Source organism: Pontibacter lucknowensis, assembly GCF_900156415.1.
Lineage (GTDB): Bacteria > Bacteroidota > Bacteroidia > Cytophagales > Hymenobacteraceae > Pontibacter > Pontibacter lucknowensis.
Map to the genome: position 1 here is coordinate 669593 of NZ_FTNM01000002.1, position 22163 is coordinate 691755.

The 22163-nt window shown below is 50.1% G+C and carries 16 protein-coding genes; 13 read left to right on the forward strand and 3 right to left on the reverse strand.

Annotation, left to right across the window (positions count from 1 at the left end; translation table 11 throughout):
- The first annotated feature begins 104 nt into the window (after nt 1-104).
- From gndA to BW972_RS09085, 4 genes are all read left to right on the forward strand, one after another.
- The gene (gndA, locus tag BW972_RS09070) at nt 105-1997 is read left to right on the forward strand and encodes an NADP-dependent phosphogluconate dehydrogenase (protein WP_076421857.1); all 1893 of its coding nucleotides are present in this window, start codon (nt 105-107) and stop codon (nt 1995-1997) included.
- A gap of 149 nt (nt 1998-2146) precedes the next feature.
- Entirely contained in the window at nt 2147-3625 is a 1479-nt protein-coding gene (nirK, locus tag BW972_RS09075; protein ID WP_234986336.1) for a copper-containing nitrite reductase, read from the forward strand.
- 19 nt (nt 3626-3644) lie between these two features.
- Nucleotides 3645-4448 (forward strand): formylglycine-generating enzyme family protein, encoded by an 804-nt coding sequence (locus BW972_RS09080; RefSeq protein WP_076421859.1) that lies wholly within the window; start codon nt 3645-3647, stop codon nt 4446-4448.
- Between the two features lies 1 nt (nt 4449).
- The gene (locus BW972_RS09085) at nt 4450-5118 is read left to right on the forward strand and encodes an SCO family protein (protein ID WP_159439851.1); all 669 of its coding nucleotides are present in this window, start codon (nt 4450-4452) and stop codon (nt 5116-5118) included.
- A 244-nt stretch (nt 5119-5362) separates the two neighbouring features.
- On the opposite strand, the gene BW972_RS09090 is transcribed toward BW972_RS09085, so the two are convergent.
- The gene (locus BW972_RS09090; protein ID WP_076421861.1) at nt 5363-6235 is read right to left on the reverse strand and encodes an SDR family oxidoreductase; all 873 of its coding nucleotides are present in this window, start codon (nt 6233-6235) and stop codon (nt 5363-5365) included.
- A gap of 121 nt (nt 6236-6356) precedes the next feature.
- Here BW972_RS09090 and BW972_RS09095 point away from each other — a divergent pair, with 121 nt between their 5' ends.
- Nucleotides 6357-6761, forward strand: a complete 405-nt coding sequence (locus BW972_RS09095) for a nuclease A inhibitor family protein (RefSeq protein WP_076421862.1) — start codon at nt 6357-6359, stop codon at nt 6759-6761.
- A gap of 88 nt (nt 6762-6849) precedes the next feature.
- On the opposite strand, the gene BW972_RS09100 is transcribed toward BW972_RS09095, so the two are convergent.
- Nucleotides 6850-8304 carry a phytoene desaturase family protein gene (locus BW972_RS09100; protein WP_076421863.1) on the reverse strand — a complete coding sequence of 485 codons (1455 nt, stop codon included), beginning with the start codon at nt 8302-8304 and terminating at the stop codon, nt 6850-6852.
- Between the two features lie 81 nt (nt 8305-8385).
- Between BW972_RS09100 and BW972_RS09105 the strand changes: the two genes are divergently transcribed.
- The 3 genes from BW972_RS09105 (at nt 8386) to BW972_RS09115 (ending at nt 11051) form a co-directional block, all read left to right on the forward strand.
- Nucleotides 8386-9213, forward strand: a complete 828-nt coding sequence (locus tag BW972_RS09105; RefSeq protein ID WP_007660000.1) for an SDR family oxidoreductase — start codon at nt 8386-8388, stop codon at nt 9211-9213.
- Nucleotides 9214-9297: 84 nt separating this feature from the next.
- Entirely contained in the window at nt 9298-10527 is a 1230-nt protein-coding gene (locus tag BW972_RS09110) for a BaiN/RdsA family NAD(P)/FAD-dependent oxidoreductase (protein ID WP_076421864.1), read from the forward strand.
- An 80-nt stretch (nt 10528-10607) separates the two neighbouring features.
- The gene (locus BW972_RS09115; protein ID WP_007660006.1) at nt 10608-11051 is read left to right on the forward strand and encodes a ferritin-like domain-containing protein; all 444 of its coding nucleotides are present in this window, start codon (nt 10608-10610) and stop codon (nt 11049-11051) included.
- A 346-nt stretch (nt 11052-11397) separates the two neighbouring features.
- Here the strand turns inward: BW972_RS09115 and BW972_RS09120 are convergent, their stop codons facing one another.
- On the reverse strand, nt 11398-13251 hold the full coding sequence (locus tag BW972_RS09120; protein WP_076421865.1) for a DEAD/DEAH box helicase: 1854 nt from the start codon (nt 13249-13251) through the stop codon (nt 11398-11400).
- 661 nt (nt 13252-13912) lie between these two features.
- Between BW972_RS09120 and BW972_RS09125 the strand changes: the two genes are divergently transcribed.
- The 5 genes from BW972_RS09125 to BW972_RS09145 all read left to right on the forward strand — a co-directional run bounded on the left by BW972_RS09125 (nt 13913) and on the right by BW972_RS09145 (nt 22163).
- Nucleotides 13913-14455 (forward strand): hypothetical protein, encoded by a 543-nt coding sequence (locus BW972_RS09125; RefSeq protein ID WP_007661205.1) that lies wholly within the window; start codon nt 13913-13915, stop codon nt 14453-14455.
- 176 nt (nt 14456-14631) lie between these two features.
- A complete protein-coding gene (locus BW972_RS09130) occupies nt 14632-18030 on the forward strand; it encodes a UvrD-helicase domain-containing protein (RefSeq protein ID WP_076421866.1) in 3399 nt (1132 codons plus the stop codon).
- 92 nt (nt 18031-18122) lie between these two features.
- Nucleotides 18123-18677: a DUF4287 domain-containing protein gene (locus BW972_RS09135; RefSeq protein ID WP_076421867.1), complete on the forward strand. Its 555-nt coding sequence runs from the start codon at nt 18123-18125 to the stop codon at nt 18675-18677.
- A 49-nt stretch (nt 18678-18726) separates the two neighbouring features.
- Nucleotides 18727-19149: a VOC family protein gene (locus BW972_RS09140; protein WP_076421868.1), complete on the forward strand. Its 423-nt coding sequence runs from the start codon at nt 18727-18729 to the stop codon at nt 19147-19149.
- Nucleotides 19150-19262: 113 nt separating this feature from the next.
- Complete coding sequence (locus BW972_RS09145; protein ID WP_076421869.1) at nt 19263-22163, forward strand: PD-(D/E)XK nuclease family protein; 2901 nt, start codon at nt 19263-19265, stop codon at nt 22161-22163.

Here is a 22163-nt window from a genome sequence, read left to right on the forward strand (position 1 = left end):
AAGCCAGCAGTTATTTGCAAACTACTGGCTACAATTCCGTACAAAACTCAACAACGTGTAGAACCTCCGGCTTGCCGGGAAGCGCATTTATATAGCCAGCAATTATGATTTATATCGTGATGGGAGTATCGGGAAGTGGTAAAACCACGGTCGGGCTTAAACTGGCTGACAGGCTCGGGCTCCCCTTTTACGATGCAGATGATTATCACCCCCGGCAAAGCGTCGAAAAGATGCAGCAAGGCATTCCGCTGAACGACAGCGACCGTGCACCCTGGCTGGAGCAACTGGCTGATCTGATACCCACCTGGGAAGTTGAGGGTGGAGCTGTACTGGCCTGCTCCGCCCTAAAGGAGGAGTACCGTAAGGTATTGCAGACAGTATCGGACATAAGCTGGATTTACCTCGATGGCTCCCGCGATACCATCCTGAAGCGGCTACAGGCCCGTCATGCGCATTTCATGCCCTCGACCATGCTGGAGTCGCAACTGGAGGCGCTGGAGAAGCCTGCCTACGGTATACACGTCGACGTTTCCTTAAGCCCTGAGCAGATCGTTCAGGAAGTAATCTCTAAACTAGAGCATATGAATCCACATTCTGAATTTGGTGTGATTGGCCTGGGCGTGATGGGCAAAAGCCTGGCCCTGAACCTGGCGAGCCGTGGCGTGCGTGTCGCGATGTATAACCGGCACGTGCCAGGCAAAGAGGAAGGTATAGCCGAGCAGGTAATTGCCGAAAATCCTTCTTTCACCAATATAAAAGGTTATGATCAGCTGGAGGAGTTTGTGCAGTCGCTGGAGAAGCCGCGCAAAATACTGCTTATGATCTATGCCGGTGCGCTGGACGCACAACTAGAGGCACTGATACCGCTGTTGGAGCCTGGTGATGTGGTGATAGACGGTGGCAACTCTTTTTATAAAGACACGGCAAGGCGCACTGCACTACTCGCTGACAACGGGCTGCACTTTGTCGGCACTGGCATTTCTGGCGGTGAGGAAGGTGCCCGCAAGGGACCATCCATTATGCCGGGTGGTCCACGTGCAGGTTATGAGCAGGTGGCCAGCTACCTGGAAATGATCGCAGCGAAGGACAGACAAGCTCAGCCCTGCACCACATATATCGGCCCAGACGGAGCGGGACACTTCGTAAAGATGGTGCACAACGGCATTGAGTACGCGGAAATGCAGGCTCTGGCGGAGGCGTATTCATTGCTGCGCAATATGCTAGGTATAGCCCCTGATGAAATTGCCGCTATTTTCAAGGAATGGCAGCAGCATGGATTGGGAAGCTATCTGCTGGAGATTACGATTGATATTCTGCATAAGAAAGAAGGAGACGAGCTGCTGCTTGACAAGATACTGGACCAGGCAGAACAGAAAGGCACCGGTGGCTGGTCTGCCGCCGTAGCTTTAGAGTATGGCGTACCCTACGACACCCTTTCAGCCGCTGTAATGGCTAGAGCCCTCTCCGCTATGAAAGCTGAAAGGGTGAAAGCGGCAGAACGCTATCAGAAACAAATCCCCAAAGTCACTATTGACAGAAGCAGTTTTGTAGCCAGTTTGAAGCAAGCCTATCAGGTGACCCGCATCATCAATCACGAGATCGGGTTTAACTTAATGCGCGAAGTGTCGGAGCAGCTGAACTGGGAGCTCAACTTCAGCGAAATTGCCCGTATCTGGACCAATGGCTGCATCATTCGCTCTGAACTGATGGAAGAATTGGTAACCATCTACCAACAGGAACCCCGTTTGCTCGTGGCCCCTACACTGGTCGATAAAATTCGCAACGCACAGCAAAGTTTTGCAGCAGTAGTCGCGTTAGGGCTGCAGTATGGTGTTCCGTTGCCGGTGCTCTCTTCGGGTTTAAATTACTTGTTAGGGTATAGCACAGCAGACTCTTCCGCAAACCTGATTCAGGCGCAGCGCGATTATTTCGGGGCACATACTTACCAGCGCAAGGACAAGCCCGCAGGTGAATATTTCCATACCGAATGGAAATGAATTTGGTGAGCATGAACGATGTTTAGACATATTTCAAAAATTAGATATCGAAGTGATATAAGTCACTTCTGTGACTGACCACTGTCATAAGATTAAAGGAGTTTGGGGTGTTCTTTTGTATCCATAAAGACACTCTAACAGCAATTCTTATGAAACGGTCACATTTACCAAAAGCAATACGGCTGGCCATGGTGGGCATTTTCTGCCTCGGCATCGCCTCATCTTGTGGCACCAAGACCACAAATGCCGAAATACTCAACTCCCTGAATGAAACGGCTGCTCCTGGCGAGATGCCCGTGATCGAAGCAGAACTTACGGATGCCCCGCTTGTACCGGCTCCTATTACCCGTAAGCACCCTGCCAAAGTAGTGGTGCGCCTGGAGGTAACTGAAGTCGTGAAGAAACTGGCCGATGGCGTGGACTATACCTTCTGGACCTTCGGTGGTTCAGTGCCAGGCAAGTTTATCCGTGTTCGTCAGAACGACGAGGTGGAGTTTCACCTCATGAACCACCCCGACAGCAAGAACCCACACAATATTGACCTGCACGCCGTAACAGGCCCGGGCGGTGGTGCAGCTGCTACCTTCACAGCTCCCGGACAGGAAACAGTATTCAACTTCAAAGCCCTGAACCCTGGCCTGTATGTATACCACTGCGCGACAGCACCTGTAGGTATGCACATCGCCAATGGCATGTATGGCCTGATCATGGTGGAGCCCGAAGAAGGCATGGAGCCGGTTGATAAGGAGTACTATGTGATGCAGGGCGACTTCTACACCAAAGGAGCCTTCGGAGCACCTGGCCTGCAGCCCTTCGATATGGAGAAGGCCCTGGACGAGAAACCGTCTTACGTGGTGTTTAACGGCTCCGTTGGTTCTATGACGGGTGATAATGCCATCACAGCCAAAGTAGGTGATAAAGTTCGCCTGTTTGTAGGCAACGGCGGACCTAACCTGGTGTCTTCCTTCCACGTGATCGGTGAGATCTTCGACACGGTATACCCTGAGGGTGGCACCAACCTGAACAAAAACGTGCAGACAACTTTAGTACCTGCCGGTGGCTCAGCCATCACAGAGTTTAAGGTGGACGTACCAGGCAACTATGTACTCGTTGACCACTCTATCTTCAGAACCTTCAACAAAGGTGCGCTTGGTATGCTGAAAGTAGAAGGACCGGATAACCTGGCCATCTTCTCAGGTCAAACCGAACAAAAGATATACTTGCCAGAGGGCTCTACCGTGCAGGAAATGCCGAAGACAAATACACCGAAAGCAGCCTTTGCCTCAAACAAAGAGATGCGCATGGAGCTTGGCAAAACCCTTTACGCCCAGAACTGCCAGGCCTGCCACCAAGCAGAAGGCCAGGGCATCAAAGGCGCCTTCCCTCCGCTTGCCAAGTCTGACTACCTCAATGCTGACGTGGATCGCTCTATCGGAGTGGTGGCACACGGTCTGGAAGGCCAGATCAAAGTGAACGGTGAGGTATACAACAGCACTATGCCCAAACTGAAGCTGTCAGACGAAGAAATCGCCAACGTGATGACCTTTGTGATGAACAACTGGGGCAACAAGGGTGGTGAGATCACGCCAGAACAAGTGAAGAAGGCCAAAGCCAATTACAAGCACTAATTATTAACGCTTTTCAATCATGCGACGACTTCTGACAATTCTGCTGATGCTCGGAGCCTGTAGTATAGCACAAGCACAAAAGGGCACTCCTGCTAACATGGTTCATGTGAAGGGAGGCACTTTTGTGCCGCTTTACGGCAGCAACAACCAGTCGGTATCAGTACAGGACTTTATCATGGATAAATACCCGGTTACAAATGCCCAATATGAAGCATTTGTAGCGGAATACCCAAAGTGGAAGAAGTCGGAAGTAAAAGCACTGTTTGCAGATGCCGGCTACCTGAAGCATTGGAGCTCTGACCTTGGAGTGGGTACAAACTCCGACAAACTAAAAGACAGCCCCGTGATCAACGTGTCGTGGTTTGCCGCAAAGGCCTACTGCGAGTGCCAGGGCAAGCGCCTGCCAACCGTTAATGAATGGGAGTTTGCCGCTTTGGCCAGCGAAACGAAGAAGGACGCCTCCAGCGAGCCCAGCTTTTACCAGCGCAGTCTCGACTGGTACAGCCAGCCTAACCCGAAGTACCTGCCCCCTGTGCAGAACGCCTTCAAAAACTATTATGGGCTGTACGGCATGATCGGTCTGGTGTGGGAATGGACCTCAGATTTCAACTCAGCCCTGATTGTGGGTGAGTCCAGACAAAACGCCAGCCTGGACAGGCAGCTATTCTGCGGAGCCGGTTCGACCGGAGCGAGTGATGTGAAAAATTACGTGGCCTTTATGCGCTACGCCTTCCGCTCCAGCCTCAAGGCCAACTATACCGTGGCGAACCTTGGCTTCCGATGCGTGCAGGATGTACCAGCTAAAACCACAGCAAAAAAATAACATGATCATTATGAAACGCTATACCTTATACCTGTTCACGTTGATCGCTGTAGGCTTCACAGCCTGCCAGCAGGAAATAGCGCATGAAGACGACAGCTGCTGCGCCAAACCAGTCGCTGCTAACGAACTTCCGGATGGCACTGGCACACTCGGTATACCTACTGCGGGGCTGACAGATATGTCGCTTTACCAGCTGGAATCCGATTGGCAAAACCAGCATGGCCAGGAGCTACAGCTGCAGGAACTACAAGGTAAAGTGCAGCTGGTGGCCATGATCTATACCCATTGCAGCTACGCCTGCCCGCGCATCATCGCGGACCTGAAGCGCATCGAGATGGGACTGGAACAGTACAAGCGGGAAGACATAGGCATCGTTCTCGTAACGATGGACCCAGCTCGCGACACACCGGAGCGTCTGTTGCAATTTGCGAAGTCCAATAACCTGGACCCCACACGCTGGACATTGCTCACCAGCGAGCAGGACAATATACGGGAACTCGCAGCTTTGCTGAACATGAAGTACAAGACAGAGCTGGATGGCGAGATCTCCCACTCCAACATCATCACGGTACTTAGCGAAACCGGAGAGATCATCCACCAGGCCGAAGGGCTCGGTGTTGAACCAGATGAAACCGTCAACGCCATCAAAGGTCTGCTGCAGAAAATTTAAGTTATAGGTTTTAAAGTAAAATCCCTGGACGATGCACCCGCATGTAGTCCAGGGATTTTTTGTTTGCAAATGTAATGTGCAGATTGCACGGAATGATGAGATCTTCTTGCCATCTGATGCCGTCATCCTAAGCACTTAGCTGTCATTTCGACCCTAGGGAGAAATCTGAACTTAACCATTGCTCTAAATGATCCAGATCTCTCCTATCGTCGAGAGGACAGTGTGAATTAATCACTCAATCCTATCACCCCTTCCCTCGCATCTGCTTCTCCATGGCATCCCACATTTCCTGCGGAATCTGGTCGAAGGAGTTGAATTCACCGGCACCGTAGAGCCACTCACCTCCGTCAATGGTTACGACTTCGCCGTTCACAAAGGCAGCGTAGTCTGACACCAGGTAGGCGGCCAGGTTTGCCAGTTCCTGGTGCTCCCCGAAACGGCCGACAGGTATACGCTTCACCGGGTCGAGTTTATCAGCCAATTGTTTCGGGAATAGTCTGGTCCAGGCGCCTTCGGTTGGGAAAGGACCGGGAGCGATGGCGTTGGAACGGATGCCGTACTTGGCCCACTCAGAAGCCAGCGAGCGTGTCATAGCCAACACGCCAGCTTTGGCACAGGCAGATGGCACGACATAGCCTGAACCTGTCCAGGCGTAGGTGGTCACGATGTTGAGGATGGTTCCCTCCTGCTTCTGCTCGATCCAGTGCTTGCCGAGTGCCAGTGTGCAATTGTAACTGCCCTTGAGCACAATGTCGGTGATCACATCAAAAGCCTTGTGGCTGAGGCGCTCCGTCGGACTCACAAAATTGCCCGCTGCGTTATTAACAAGCACATCTACCCTGCCGAATTTATCGAGCGTGGCCTGTAGCATAGCTTCAATCTCGTTGTATTTGCGCACGTCACAGGCGATTGGCAGTACTTGTCCGCCGGTTTCCTGCATCAGCTCTTCGGCGGCTTTATCAAGCACATCCTGTTTGCGGCTACAGATAACGGCGTTGGCTCCGAGCTCCAGGAAATATTTAGTCATGGAGCGGCCAAGGCCTGTGCCGCCTCCGGTAATCACAATGGTTTTCCCTTTCAGGGCGCCTTCTTTCAGCATAGGTTCTGCCTTCATCATTTTATTTTGTTTGTTTTAAAAAGAGCTAACGTATAATTGTCAGTGCTGACTATCTAAAGATAAGAACCTCCAACGACAATCAGAGTAAAAGAAGCATTCTTTTGCTGAAGCATTTAAAACTATGGATCTAAAACAAATTGAAACCGAACTGAAAGAGGCTACCGACGGATTGCTTATGATAAGCGAAACAGATGCCCCTTTTGAATTTTACCAGGCCGAAAATTTTAAAGGCGAAACACTCGATGAAGAGACGGTGCTCAAACTCGCGGCCATGCCAGCTGACTATCCATTTGAGGAACTGGAGTTGGGTTACTTTTTCAGGAACATGACACACGCCAGACCCGATGCTGGTGAAGAAGGGATGCAGCAGGCCAAACGCTTTCAGCACCTGGAAAAAAAACTGCACGAGCTCCTGCAGGATGTTAAGGTATACCGTGTCGGTGAAACTCAGAAACTGGTGCTCATACTAGGCCGAACACCAAACGGTGAAATTGCAGGCCTTAAAACCATGGTGGTCGAAACATGATGTAAAAAAGGATCCCCGGCTGCTTTAGGCGGGGATTTTTTTAACTTAACTCGAAGGCTATACCTTCTGAAGTAGTAACAATGTCGTGTTAAAAGTGATCTAAAATGAGCTTGTTTGCCGCAATGATGCCGCTCAAGCAGACACCCACTATCCCCTGCCCCGGGTAAACTGAGTCACCGCAGGTATAGGCGCCTTTGTGATCGAGTCGGGCGTCTTTCATCTGCCAGGGTTTTATATCGCGGTACTGAGGGTAACCGCCCACCATGCCATAGGCCCTTTGCGTCCAGAAGATCCAGGCACCGGGCGTTGCCGAGTCCAAGTGCAGAATATCTGCTCGCTTTAGCAGGCCTAAACCCTCCATCCTCTTGATGATCGACTCTTCCAATTGTCTTTTGTCTTGAATGCGAAGCGCCGCCGGGTCAGGTACGTGTGTACTGATCGCTACCACTCGTTCTCCCTGCATTGCTCTTTCACTGTCGGCTGGATGGCTGTAACTTACAAAAAAGCTGCTGCTACCGATTAGTGGTAAGCCTCCGGGCACATGTACCTGGTGGTGTAGCACAGGTATAGCTGGTGCCTGACGAAGGACCAGCGCCATCGTAAAGGCGCCGTTTAGCTTCGCGGAAGGCAGCAGGTGGGGCTGCAACTTTTGTCTCACCTGATCATTCTGAAAAAGCTGATAGGTATCGTTTAGCGGTATACCACTGATCACGAAACGCGACTGGTAGCTACCTGCCAGGCAATTTACTACATAGCCATTCGGTAAACTGGTAATCGTATGGACGTTACGCCGGTATAGGATCGCACTCCCCTTGCTGTGCAGGTAGCGCTCAAGCGCCCGGGCCAGTCCGATCATGCCTCCCTTTACATAATAGTTGTCAAACAAGGTATAGCACAAGGCGGTCGCACCGAAAAGCTCGTTCACTTCCCCCAGGTGGTTCTGCGCCGTGATCAATAATTGCTCGTTTACAAAATCTTTGAACAACTTATTGTCTAGCAGCCCATACCTGGCGAGTAAGTCTTCCATTGTTCTGAAAGCACCAGGCAACAAAGACAGTTGGTGCGGACGAACATTCCCCAATGCCTGCCACAGGTCTTTGACACTGGAGAATGGAAAGGATTTTTGCTCCAGAGAAGTACGCCATACCTTCTGGCTGATTTGAAAACAGCGCTCCCAAAATGCACGCTGCCCTTTAGGTCCAAATACACGCTCGGCTTCTTTGATCCAGTCATCGAGCTCGGCGTATCGCGTCAGTAGCTGTCCATCCGGCAGGTGCACCTGCATGGGGATGTCAAGCTTTAGAAGCGGGAGCTCGATACCCGTCACATCCAGGAGATAGCGCAGGGGCATGTGCTCGTCCAATCCAACTAGTGTCGTGGCACCCGTCTCAAACCAGTACCCTTTTCGTTTATAAGAAGAAGCGCAGCCTCCCGGGTATTTGGCTTGTTCCAGCACCGCTACTTTTAGCCCCCTTTGAGCGAGCAGGGCAGCCGCTGTGAGTGAACCAAAACCAGAACCGATCAGGATGACGTCGTACTGCATGAATGTATAATATTAGGCTTACCTTTGTCGCAAACGATAACACGTGAGCTTACGGAATGTTACTTCCAAAACACTAAAGCGATGCAAAAGAAAGTTGACATAAGCGTTATGGGCTGCGGCTGGCTCGGCCTTCCATTGGCTGAAAGACTGGTACGGTCCGGACTGCGCGTTAATGGCTCTACTACCTCTGAAGATAAGCTGGACATCCTCCGTGAAGCTGATATAAACCCCTATCTGATCAATCTCACCGCTCCTGCTCTGAACGAAGAAGTTCTGAATGATTTTTTGAAGACAGATGTGTTGGTGCTGAACATTCCACCCAAACTTCGCGCTGATGGTGGCGAGAGTTACCTGCATCAGATGACTGTGCTGAAGAAAGCGCTCCTGCAGTCGCCTGTCGGCCGGATACTTTTCGTGTCTTCTACCTCGGTATACCCAGAGCTCAACCGCATCGTGACCGAAGAAGACACCAGCTTTACCGATGAACTGGACCCTGATAATACGCTCTTGCGTGTGGAGAGAATGTTCCGGGACAGTGAACACTGGGTTTGCACCGTGGTACGCTTTGGAGGGCTTGTTGGGGGTAGCAGGCAGCCGGGACGCTTCATGGCCGGCAAAAGTGACTTGCCAAATGGCGATGCCCCTGTTAACATGATTCATCTGGAAGACTGCCTCAACATTTTAGAGCGCATCATTGCTCAGAAGAAATGGGGCCAGATATACAACGCCTGCGCCGATGAGCACCCGTGCCGACGCGACTTTTATGTAGCGGCTACCAAAGCTATCGGCCTGGAAGCTCCTACCTTTCTGAACATGGAAGAAACCAGTTTTAAACTGATAAGCAGCCAGAAACTGAAAGATGACCTGGCCTACGTCTTCTCCCATCCCGATCCCATGGCTTTCTTTTAGTATCTTTGTAGAAGAATTGCTGATTGTTTTTTATCCACTCAGAGCAAACAATCAACAACTACCAATTAACAATTAAACATCTTCATGAAGATAATAGTCATAGGTGGCGGTGCGGCCGGATACTTTGGGGCAATCGCCTGTGCGCAGGCTAATCCGAAAGCACAGGTTACTATCCTGGAGAAAAGCAACAAGCTGTTGTCTAAAGTGAGGGTTTCGGGTGGCGGACGCTGCAATGTGACACATCACTGTTTTACACCTTCTGTCTTTGCGCAACATTATCCTCGCGGCGCCAAACAGCTGAAGGAAGCATTCAAGACCTTTGGGGCAGCGGAAACAGTAGCGTGGTTTGAGAGCCGTGGCGTGAAGTTGAAAGCTGAGGCTGATGGCCGCATGTTTCCGATCACCGATAATTCTGAGACGATCATTGACTGTCTGCAACGCGAAGCCTCCAAAGCTGGTGTAGAGGTCAAAACAGGTGTGGCTGTGGAGCGCATTGTACCTCAGCCTGACAAAGGAGGCTATACCTTATACCTGAGTAATAACCACGAACTGTATGCTGATCGGGTATTAGTTAGCTCGGGCGGTAATCCCAAAAGTCAGGGCTATGATTGGTTGCGCATGCTGGGTCATTCCATCCAGGAACCTGTCCCTTCCCTGTTTACGTTCAATGTGCCGGGATCGCCGCTCAAAGAGCTACAAGGTGTATCTGTTCCTCAGGCCAGGGTGCGTATAGCCGGTCAGAAGCTCGAGTACGAAGGTCCTTTACTGATCACGCATTGGGGATATAGCGGGCCGGCAGTGCTGAAACTTTCCGCCTGGGGTGCCCGACTGTTTCATGGTATGAACTACCGCTTCACCGCCCTGGTGAGTTGGGTGCACGATCAAACGGAAGAAAGCCTGCGGGAGCAGTTGCAACAATTCAGGAAGGCACATCCAAAAAAAGTAGTGATTACTAACCCGCTATTCGGTCTGCCGCAACGACTGTGGAAGGCACTCACAGGTATAGCAGGTATCAATGACGAAGTGAGGTGGGCTGAACTTCCTGCTAAACACACAAACAAACTTTTAGAAGCACTGCTGAGAATGCCTGTTGAGGTGGACGGTAAAACGACTTTTAAGGAAGAGTTCGTGACCTGTGGCGGTATAGACTTGAGTCAGGTCAACATGAAAACGATGGAAAGCCGCCTGCATCCGGGTTTACACTTTGCCGGAGAAGTACTTGACATTGATGGTATTACGGGTGGATTCAACTTTCAGGCTGCCTGGACCACAGGCTACCTGGCGGGCAGGACCATGGCCGCTTCCATATCCTAGCATAGCGATATATCCATTTTGGAAACAAAAAATTAGGGAATGCAGTACATCAGCATACAAAACCTAATAAAAATATCACTATGGAAATTAATAAAGAAGTTTACTCAACCGTACACCATCTCATCGAAAGATGCAAAGACGGTGTAAAGGGCTATAAAACTGCTGCCGAAGACGTAGAGGATCAGGACCTGAAAGAACTGTTCCGCAAGTACGCCGTGCAGCGCGACAGCATGATCACAGAACTACAGGATCAACTGCACAAAATGGGCAAGACAGACGACGAGTCCAGCTCTATCGAAGGTACCCTGCATCGTGCCTGGATCGATATTAAAGCGGCCCTCTCTTCAAAAGACAGAAAGCGTATACTGGAGGAGTGCGAGCGTGGTGAAGACTATGCTGTGAAAGCATACGAAGAAGCCATGGAGAAGAACCTGCCAGGTGAGTTGAAGCCAATCGTGGCGCAGCAGTACCAGGATGTGAAAAACGCACATGATCATATTCGCTCGCTGCGTGACAGCGCCTGATCTTTCACATGAAGATAAAAAACAGAAAGGAGCTGCTATAGCTCCTTTTTTTTGTGCCCTCCGCTTAGGCTGAAGGTATATACTGGTATAAAAGTAATAAGCCTGACATCCGTCTGATGTCAGGCTTATCAGTTCTAACTGCGTAAAACAGTAGAATAATCTTCCAACCTTTTTATGATACCTTCTTTAACGGAAGGTTAAAGCCAAGGTTACGGATTAAGAAAAAATAATCACAAAACAAAAAGGCTGACGTTTCAAGTCAGCCTTTTCTAACAATTTGAAGCTTTTTACACTTCAAGCTTTGTATATCCTTTTATACGAACTACCCACAGGCAGGTTCGGTCAATTAGAATCTTTTTTTGCGGAATCCGCCACGATCGCCACCGCTGCTGCGACGGTCACCGCCTCTGAAAGAGTCGCGGTCGCCACGGCCACCGAAACGGCTTCCACCGCCTCCGTATCCACCTTCACGACGGCCACCTCTGTCGCCTCCACGATCTCCGCCGTAACCACCACGGTCGCCACCGCCGAAGCGCTTGCCACCACGATCACCGCCACGGTCTGCACCACGATCACTGAAACCGAAGTCTTCTCTGCCACCACCGGCACCACCTTCTTTCTTCTGCGATTTCTCTACGATCACCATGCGGCCATCCACCTCGATACGACCAACTTTCTGCAGGATATCAGCAGTGTATTCGGTAGGTACCTCCACGAAGCTGAACTTGTCATACAGGTCAATATCGCCTACTTTAGAAGCAGGTATGTCGGCGTTCTGGCTCAGCAGGTCGATCAGGTCCTTTGGATGAACGCGGTCTTTCTTACCGATTGTGATGAACAGACGGTCGAAACCGGCTTTCGGTCCACCAAGGCCTTTTTCAGCCTCTTTGCCAGCCTCTTTCGTTTTGGCTTCCTTCAGGCTCATTTTGAGCAGGGCAGCCGCCACTTCCAGGGAGGTATAATCTTCGTTCACCAGTTTCTCGATGGTGTTGACATGCTTGGTCAGGTTACCCTTCTCCAGCACTTCACGCACCTTGTCAAGGAACAGGTTAGTACGGATCTCGTTTACGTCTTCGTAGGTAGGTACCTGCTGCAGCTGCACATTCGCCTTGGTATAGCGCATGATGTCCTTCAGCTTGTACATGTCAGAGCGGCCTGCCACGAAAGAGAAAGCCTTGCCTGACTTACCGGCACGACCTGTACGGCCAATGCGGTGCACGTAAGACTCTTCGTCCTGCGGCAGGTCATAGTTGAACACAGCCTCTACGTTGTCTACGTCAAGACCACGGGCTGCCACGTCAGTCGCTACTAGGATCTCGAGCATACCGTTACGGAACTTGCCCATCACGTTAGAACGCTGGTTCTGGTTCAGGTCACCATGCAAACCATCGGCAAAATAGCCACGGGCCTGCAGGTTTGTTACCAGTTCGTCCACCATACGCTTGGTATTGCAGAAGATGATCACCGACTTCATGTTGTGCATGTCCAGGATGCGGGAAAGTACTTCCTGCTTCATAGAGTTACGCACTTCGAAGTATACCTGGTCAATGTTAGTTACGGTCAGTTCCTTGTGCACCACTTTCACGATCACAGGATCGTTCTGGTAGCGCTTGGTCAGGTCCATGATCGGCTTGGACATAGTAGCCGAGAAGAAGATCGTCTGACGCTCTTCCGGCATTTTGCTTAATACGAACTCGATGTCGTCACGGAAACCCATGTCGAGCATTTCGTCGGCTTCGTCAAGGATGATCTTTTTGATCTTGTCCAGCTTGAGGGTACCGCGCTCGATGTGGTCCATCACACGGCCCGGAGTACCGATCACGATCTGCACACCCTGCTTAAGGGCACGCAGCTGACGGTCATAAGCCTGACCGCCGTAAATAGGCACGATGCTGATGCCTGGCTTATACTTAATAAGTTTCTGGATTTCTCCGGCTACCTGAATAGCAAGTTCACGCGTCGGGCACAGGATAAGCGCCTGCACACTGCGATCGTTCTCGTCGATGCTTTCGATGGTAGGTATACCAAAAGCGGCCGTCTTGCCCGTACCCGTCTGGGCCTGGCCAATGATGTCGCGTCCTTCTAATACTACCGGGATTGCTTCTGTTTGGATGGGAGATGCTTCTTCGAAGCCCATGTCAGCGATAGCACGCTGGACTTCCGGCGAAAGCGGAAGCTCGTCAAATCTGATTTTGTTCATTCTGATAATAATAACTTTTTACACTACGTCTGGAGACAGCCTGTCCATAAACCCTTCTTTACGAGAAAGAAGTCCGACAAGAATAAAAATCAACCAGGTTTTGCTTTAACAGCGGTGTAGCCAGTTTTACTTAAATCAGACTGATTCCAAATCGGCTGCAAAGGTATGCATAATAAATGACACTGTTGTCATGCGTTCAAATATATTATTAAATAAGCCAACCTAAGTAGGTGTGTATTATTCGGTTATAAAATTGTTATGAGAAAATGGCGAACGATTTATATTTATTTCAAAATCTTTTTTATTTTGCGTCAAAAAATTCCAAATTATTATTGAAATAAGAAACACTGATTTCATTCACCCGTAAAGAGATTACATTCACCCTTAAAATCAAGCCGTTAACTATTATTAAAATTTTTCATTGGTATATCCAATATATTGCACGTAGTTTAGTGTATTACAGGATCAAAACCAGTAAAATTTTAACACCAAAGCTTAATCCTATTGAGAATTGATTGTCTATCTGATCAATTCACTTTAGGTTTAACTGCCGCCGCCCTACCCTATCAATTGAAAGCAATATTTTTAGAAATAAATGTGCAGTATTTAATCTGCAGCATAAAAATACTTTAGATCTTTAACCCTTTAATCCTTTCTAATTATGTTACACTTCTCCAAAATCACAGCTAAAAGCAAGGACTTTCATCTAATCGCATCAGGCGCACTGGCTTTCAAGATTCACAACAAGATCCTGAAGGACGAAGATTTCATGAAGGGTGCAAAAGTTTCTCGTAACCTGCTGCAAAGCAATGCGGTTATCAAATCAGACAAAAGTGAGGCAAAGGTGTTCTTTGTGATCATCTCTGATCTTGATAAAATGAATGCTTCTAATCTGTGTAGTATGATAGCGAAGGAACGCGCAAAGGGAAGTTACGCCGTGTGCCAGGTGATTCCAATGTACTATAACGAGCCATCTTTCAAGGCGCTTAAGATGCTGCGTCAGAATTTTGATGAAGTGATTGAACTGAACAAACTGACGCTGGGTGGCGGTAAGGCGCTGATGAGCACGGAGCAGCAACACTGTATTATCACTGATTACTCTATCTCCATGGCACGCATCATGCGCAATGTATGCGTGGGTGTGCATGCCCCTGCTCCTGCCAAAGAAAAAGAAGAAAAGAAAGGCCAGGTCGTATACGCATAGCCTTTTACTCTGACATAGAAAGGCATTAGGCTCCTTCGCGCAGGCGGGGGAGCTTTTTGTATTTTATACCTTGATCTCCAAACATTTGCTATCAACAGACCATAATTTTAAGGGCGGGCTCTGGCATAAACCATGTCGTAGGTGTATCTTTAGAATCCTTTAAAAAGCCTTCCGCTATGTCGCCAAATTTTAAGATACTCTCTTCTTCAGCTGGTTCCGGCAAAACCTATACCCTGACCAAAGAATACCTGAAGCTGGCGCTGCATACCGCTGATCCGGACTACTACCGGTCTATCCTGGCGATCACCTTTACAAACGATGCGGCTGCCGAAATGAAGGAGCGTATTTTGGGGGCCTTGCGCAATTTCAACAACCCTAGCCTGAGTGGAGGCGAACTACAGAAGAGCGAGGACCTGCTTGATAAGATAACGGATGAGCTGCAGAAGCGCTTTCCGGACGAGCACTTTGATAAAGAGCAACTACGGCAGCGCGCTGGGCTCTTGTTTACCCAGATCCTCTACAATTACAGCGATTTCTCTGTCAGCACCATCGACAGTTTCGTCAATAAGATCGTGCAGGCTTTTACAAAAGAGCTTAACATACCCTATAACTTTGAAGTAGACCTGGACTCCCAGACGCTGGTGAGCACAGCCGTGCAACTGCTGCTGGATAAGGTGAGTAACCGGAAAGATGACCTGCTCTCTGAAACACTTGAGCAGTACGCCCTGGAGAAAGCCCGCGAAGGCCGCAGCTGGAACACTTTGCCCGATGACCTGGCTGATTTTGCAAAGAACCTGCTCAATGAACAGGTATACGAAGCTGTGACAGACCTGCAGGGACTCACGCTGGAAGATTTCAGGGAGATCAGGAAACAGCTCAAAGAACTGCAGGAAGGTATACTGGCGGCTTTGCAGGAAGATGCGGTCAAAGCGCTGCAGGCAATTGAGCAGGCAGGCCTCTCCCCTGCTGATTTCTACCAGGGCAATCGCGGCCTGTACGGTTATTTCAGTAAGTTTAACCGGGAAGCCGATCTGACGTACGGCAACAACTACGCCCGCCAGACAGTGGAGGAAGACAAGTGGTATGCCGGCAAGGCTTCAACGGCTACAAAGAATCAGATTGACGGTTTACGGCAGCTGCTGACGGACCTCTATTATAGTATCGAGTCGATCAAAGAGCAGTATGCGGGTACCTTTACCCTGATCTCGGCTGTGGTGCCGCACCTTTATAAAGTGTCGGTGCTGAACGAGCTGGAGAAGTGCCTGCAGGAGATCAAGCTTGACCGTAACACGGTGCACATTTCAGAGTTCAACAAGCGCATCATCGACATTGTGCTGCAGGAGCCGGTGCCATTTATCTATGAGCGCCTTGGCGAGAAATATAACCACATTCTAATCGACGAGTTTCAGGACACTTCGGTGCTGCAATGGAACAACCTGCTACCGCTCGTTGATAACGCCCTGGCTTCCGGACACTTCAGCATGGTGGTGGGTGATGCCAAGCAGGCGATTTACCGCTGGCGCGGTGGTGAGATGGAGCAGATCCTGCACCTTTACAAAAACAACACACACCTGCTCTACGAAAACCGTCGACATGGCCACATGATCCGGGAGCGCTACGAATCGGTGCGCGAGAACCTGGCACCTGATGTGCTGCAGCAGAACTTTAGAAGCCGCCGCGAGATCATCGAGTTCAACAACAAGCTCTTCACTTTTTTCAGCGAGCAACATAAAGTATACGGTACCTTCACCTCCATCTACGACGATAAGTTTGTGCAGGAGGCCCCAGAATCAGGCAAGACTGGTGGCAGGGTGCAGATCATGTTCACCTACCCCGACGACCTGAACTACAAATACGACCTGAATAGCTGTATCCGGACGGAAGAGCTATACGATGACTATACCCATGAGCAGGAACTGAGCTATGATGCCAGCACCCTTAACATGGTGATCGAACTCGTGCGTCAGGGTCTGACGGATGGCTATACCTTGAAGGACATGGCTATCCTCTGCCGCACAAATGCCAAGAGCAAGTTAATTGCCAATTTCCTGAAGGAGAAGCAGTACGATATCATCTCGCAGGATTCTCTTTCACTGCAGTTTGCAGAAGTGATCAATGTGATCATTGCCATGTTCCGCGTCTTTAACCGTCCAAACGATACGCTAGCCAAATCAGAGGCGATATACCTGATCCATACCGTCACCAGCGGCAAAGTACCTACCACAGAACTGGCCCAAAAAATAGCCCAGATCGCTAACCAGCCGGATCCGCAGCTGTTTTTTGATTACCTGCGTGAATTAAAATTTGATGTGAAAGAGCGTGAGACGGGCAACCTCTCCATCTACGAACTCACAGAGCAGCTGATACGCATTTTCAACCTGCTGGGGCATAACAACGAGTGCGAATACCTGTTCCGCTTTCTGGACCTGGTACTGGAGTATAGTCTCAAGAACAGCAACAACCTCAACAACTTTTTGGCATACTGGGACGTGCAGAAGGAAAAGCTAAGCATCAATACGCCCAAGGACCGCAATGCCATTACGATCACCAGTATTCACAAAGCCAAAGGCCTCGCCTACCCGATCGTGATCATCCCGTTCGCGGACTGGAGCACGGAGCCACAGACGCGGGCCCTGATGTGGAGCCGTTTGACTGACGACAACAAGGTGATGGGCAAACTGCGCAGTGTGGCCGTTAACATCAGCTCCCGCCTGGAGCATACCGAACTGGCCGACCAATACAATACCGAGATAGAGAAAACCTTTATTGAAAACCTGAACATGCTGTACGTGGCCCTTACCCGCCCCAAAGACAGGCTATACCTGATCGGCAACGGGAAGGACCTGCTCGAGGAGCGAAAGGCACAGAAGGCACTGGAAGGAACAGCCAAAAATGTGAGTCACCTGCTCTACCGCTACCTGGTGGTGGAGGGTCTTTGGGAACCCGGAAAACTGTGCTACCAGGTATACGCAGGTCAGGCAACCAAACAGGATAGCGGCAGCCGGGAGATCGGTCCGGCCTATACCCTGGATTACCTGCAGACGAATGACTGGGCAAAGCGCCTCCAACTCAAGCAGCATGCAAACAACGTCTTCGACTTCGAGACGCAGACCGAGCAGCGCATCCAGAACAAGAAACTTCACTATGCCCTCTCTCGCATCCTGACTGCCGCGCAGCTTGACAATGTGCTGCGCCAGATGGTATACCAGGGCATCATCAGTGACCGGGAAAAGAGTACCTTGAAAGAGCGTTTACTCGAAGTCGTGAACCACCCGAAAATCAGCCATTACTTTTCGGAAAAAGTCATTGTGGAGCATGAAAAGGAATTGCTGGATGCACGCGCCTACCTCTATAAGCCTGACAGGGTGGTGTTTGATGGTGATCAGGTAGTGCTACTGGAGTTCAAACTGCCGCCACCATTGGAGGAGCACCGCAACAAACTCGATCATTACGCTGTGCGCTTTAAGCAGCTCGGTTACGAAAAAGTAAAATGCCTGCTTTATTACTTCGATACAGAGGAGCTGTACGAATGGTCCTACGGTGGAAAGAGTCTGCAGATGGGCCTGGCACTTTAAGAAAGTATGATGTATAATGAGTAATATCTAATGACGAATTACTCTTTATCATAAATAGAATAATTACTAATCATTAGTTACACCTTAATCACATGGACAAAGCAGCACAAACCATGATCGACAACCTGGAGAAGAACACAGGTAAGTCACTTGAAGAGTGGATTCAGATTGTACAGAGCACTGGTTTGCAAAAGCACGGTGAGATTGTGAAGTTTCTAAAAAATGATCACGGCTTTACGCATGGTTTTGCTAACATGGTAGCACTCAAAGCCAAAGGCAGTGATGCCGGTTCAGCTGAAAATCCGGAAGATCTGGTGGAGAAGCAATACAAAGGAAAAGAGCAGCTGTTGCCTATTTATGAAGCGCTTGTTGCCCAGTTGAAGCAGTTTGGTGATGAAGTCGAACTGGCTCCTAAAAACGCCTATGTAAGTGTGCGCAGCAAAAAGCAGTTTGCCCTGATCCAACCCTCTACTAAAACCAGGCTGGATGTTGGCATTAACCTGAGAGGTAGAGAAGCGGAAGGCAGATTGGAAAACTCTGGTAGCTTTAATGCCATGTGCTCGCATCGGGTGCGACTTCAGAATGCAGAAGAAATCGACACAGACCTGATCGGTTGGTTGAAAGCTGCTTATGAAGAAGCCAGGTAAGGTATAGGCATCTGGAAATCAGAAAGTATTTATAGATCAGAGGGATAATATGGAACAGAGAATTACACTCATTACACTAGGCGTCAGGAATCTGCAGCGCTCGAAGGAGTTTTACCAGAATGTCTTTGGCTGGCAACCGCTCGAGAGCAGCACGGAGAGCGTGATCTTCTTTCAGCTGAATGGTCTGCAACTGGCCCTGTTCCCACAAGAGTCGCTGGCAGATGATGCCGGCCTGGAGGCTGATGGCAAGGGCTTTAAAAGCTTTTCGCTGGCCTACAATGTGAGCTCTGAAAAAGAGGTGGATGATCTGGTAGCAGAACTTGCAGGCAAAGGCGTTCGTGTACTCAAGCAACCGGAGAAAGTGTTTTGGGGTGGCTACAGCAGCTATATTGCCGACCCGGACGACAACCTTTGGGAAATCGCCTACAACCCCTTCATGAAAATGGATGAAAAGGGAAACGTTTTAAGTTAGATAGTTTAAAAAGTTGATTAAACGATAGAGCCACTGTATAACCATACACATACAGCAATCAGCAATTCAACTATTCACTAAATCACTCAACAACTCATTCACTCAATAAGATAGTGCAGACCTTCCTTGAGCTTACGGCGAAATACGTTTACGAAAAGTATAAAGAGAACATCAGCGAGCTATGCATCGTGCTGCCGTCACGTCGTGCGAGTTTCTTTTTTAAGAATGCCCTGGCTCAGGCTGCACCCGAGCCGATCTGGTCCCCGGAGGTGTCTGGTATGGAGGATTTCATCACCAAGCTGGCCAAAGTGGATGTGCTGGAGCCGATTAACCTGCAGCTGGAGCTCTACGACCTGATGCGCGAACAGGACCCCAACCTTGATTTCGATCAGTTCATCACCTGGGGCGGCACACTGCTCGACGACTTCAGCCGTATCGACCAGAACCTGGTGGACACTGGCAAACTCTTCGATTATGTGAGCGAGGCAAAGGCACTGGAGCGTTGGGACCCGGAGCGTCTCGGCAAAGACCTGACTCCTGCAGTTAAGAAATATTTCAGCCTCTGGGACAACATCGAGAAGACCTACCACAACTTGAAAAACCACCTGGAGGAGCGCAAACAGGCTTATACTGGTATGGCTTATAAGATTGTTTCTGATAATATCGAGCAACTGGCTAAGTCGCCAGACTGCGCCCAATACCTTTTCATTGGCTTGAATGCGCTCACTAATTCAGAGGAGAAGATTATCCGCACGTTGCTCAAGCACAATAAGGCGGAGGTATTATTTGACTCCGACGACTTTTACATGGAGGAGGGCACGCCTAACCGTGCGGGCAGCTTCCTGCGCAGGTATAAGAGCACCTGGAATTTGCCGGAATGGCGCTGGCAGCAGAACCTGCTGCTCACGGACGAGAAAGAGATCAATGTGATCGGGGTGGCCAATGCCAGCATGCAGGGCAAGCTGGCCGGGCAGCTGATCCAGGAAATCCGCTCACGTGACAAGCATGCGCAGGTGGCGGTAGTAATGCCCGACGAAACGCTCCTGCTCCCCGTGCTGCACTCTATACCTAACGAGGTGCCGAACTACAATGTGACCATGGGTCTCAGTTTTAAAGGCACGCCACTTTACAACCTGATCGACCTGCTGTTCGACGTGCACCTGACCGGCGTAACCCAACTGCAGGAGTCGGGTTACAAGGTATACCAGTACCACCACCTCACGGTGACCAAGCTGCTCTCCCACCCTTTCATCCGCAGGTATGAACTATATATAAATGATCAGCCTGACAAGCCGGAACTCCATGGATTTGTGCAGCGTGTACTGGAGCAGATCGTGCAGGACAACCGCGTGCTGATCACGGCAAACGACCTGCTGAAAATGGGCAAGCACGAGCCGCTCTTTGAAGTGTTGTTTACATCCTGGCGTGACTGCGACGACATCATTGCCTCGCTTTACAGGCTGATTGACCTGCTGCATAAGATGTACAGTCACCAGCCCAGCACAATCGAAACGGAGTACCTCTACATCTTCTATACCATCGTCAAGCGCCTTGATACGATCTTCGACTGCCGCGAGCAGAAGATATCGGTGCGCAGCTTCCGTAAGTTTTTGAACGAGCTGATCGCCCGGCAGCGCCTTCCGTTCAGCGGCGAACCCATCTCAGATCTGCAGATCATGGGTATGCTCGAGACCCGTGCGCTTGACTTTGAGAACCTGATCATCCTGTCGGTGAATGAGAACACACTGCCAGCTCCAAAACGTCATGAGTCGCTGATGCCATTTGATGTGCTGAAGCAGTTTGGGTTGCCTACTTATGCTGAAACTGAGGGGGCCATGGCCTATAATTTTTACCGTCTGCTGCAGCGTGCCAAAACTGTGAACCTGCTCTACGTGCTGCCATCCGATACTTATGGCTCTGGCGAAAAGAGCCGTTTCATTCTGCAGCTGCAGAACGATTTGGCACTGCGCAACCCCAGGATCAAATTCCGCGACCTGACTGCCACGGTGGAGCTGCGTGATCAGAAAAAGTACGACGAGGATATTGTCATCCACAAAGACGCCCAGACGCTGGAGCAGCTGCGGCAGGAACTGAAACGAGGCCTCTACCCTTCACACCTGAACATGTACATCAACTGTTCACTGCAGTACTATTTCAGCCGCATCGCCAAGATCAGAGAGATCGACGAAGTGGAAGAGCAGCTCGGCGCGGACCAGTTTGGTACCATCGTGCACCAGGTGCTGGAGGACTTCTTCCGGCCTTTTGAGCAAGATGGCAAGCCGATCGAGAAACCGCATGTGGAGCAGATGCTGAAGGAGCTTCCGGCGAAGGTGGAAGATGAATTCAAGAAAGTGACACGCGGCGCCACACCGGAGCGCGGCATGAACTTCCTGCTTTTCAAAGTAGCCGTGCAGGTGCTCGAAAAGTATCTGGAGAGTCTGCTGAAATCTGACGACGAACTGCCGCTCTACGTGCTTCGCCTCGAAGAGCAACTGGAAACTACGTTGCAGGTGCAGGTGGGCGATGAGCTTATACCTGTGAAAGTGGCTGGCAAAGCCGACCGCATCGACCTGAAAGGAGCAGAACTCCGCGTGATAGACTACAAGACCGGCAAGGTTGAACGCAACCAGGTGAACGTGAAGCCGGATGATGTGGACTTACACTTTATTACCTCGCCTAAGTATGACAAGGTACGGCAGCTGTGGCTCTACGAGTACATCCTACAGCGCAACCTGGAACAAAAACCCGAGTTATTGCTTCGTAACGCAGGCCACCTGGACCCGGCACGCATTGTCCCGAAATCAGGTATACTGTCATTCAGGAATCTGGATGCCGGTGTACTCACAGCCGACTTCCCGTTTGAGCAGGCGACCGGAGAGGACTTCATCACTTCTTCAGAGAAGCTGATCACCCGCTTCGTACAAGAGCTACTCGACCCGACTGAAGTGATCCGGAAAACAAAGGAGCTGGAAATTTGCCAATACTGTCCATACAGGGGCATTTGTGCGCGGTAG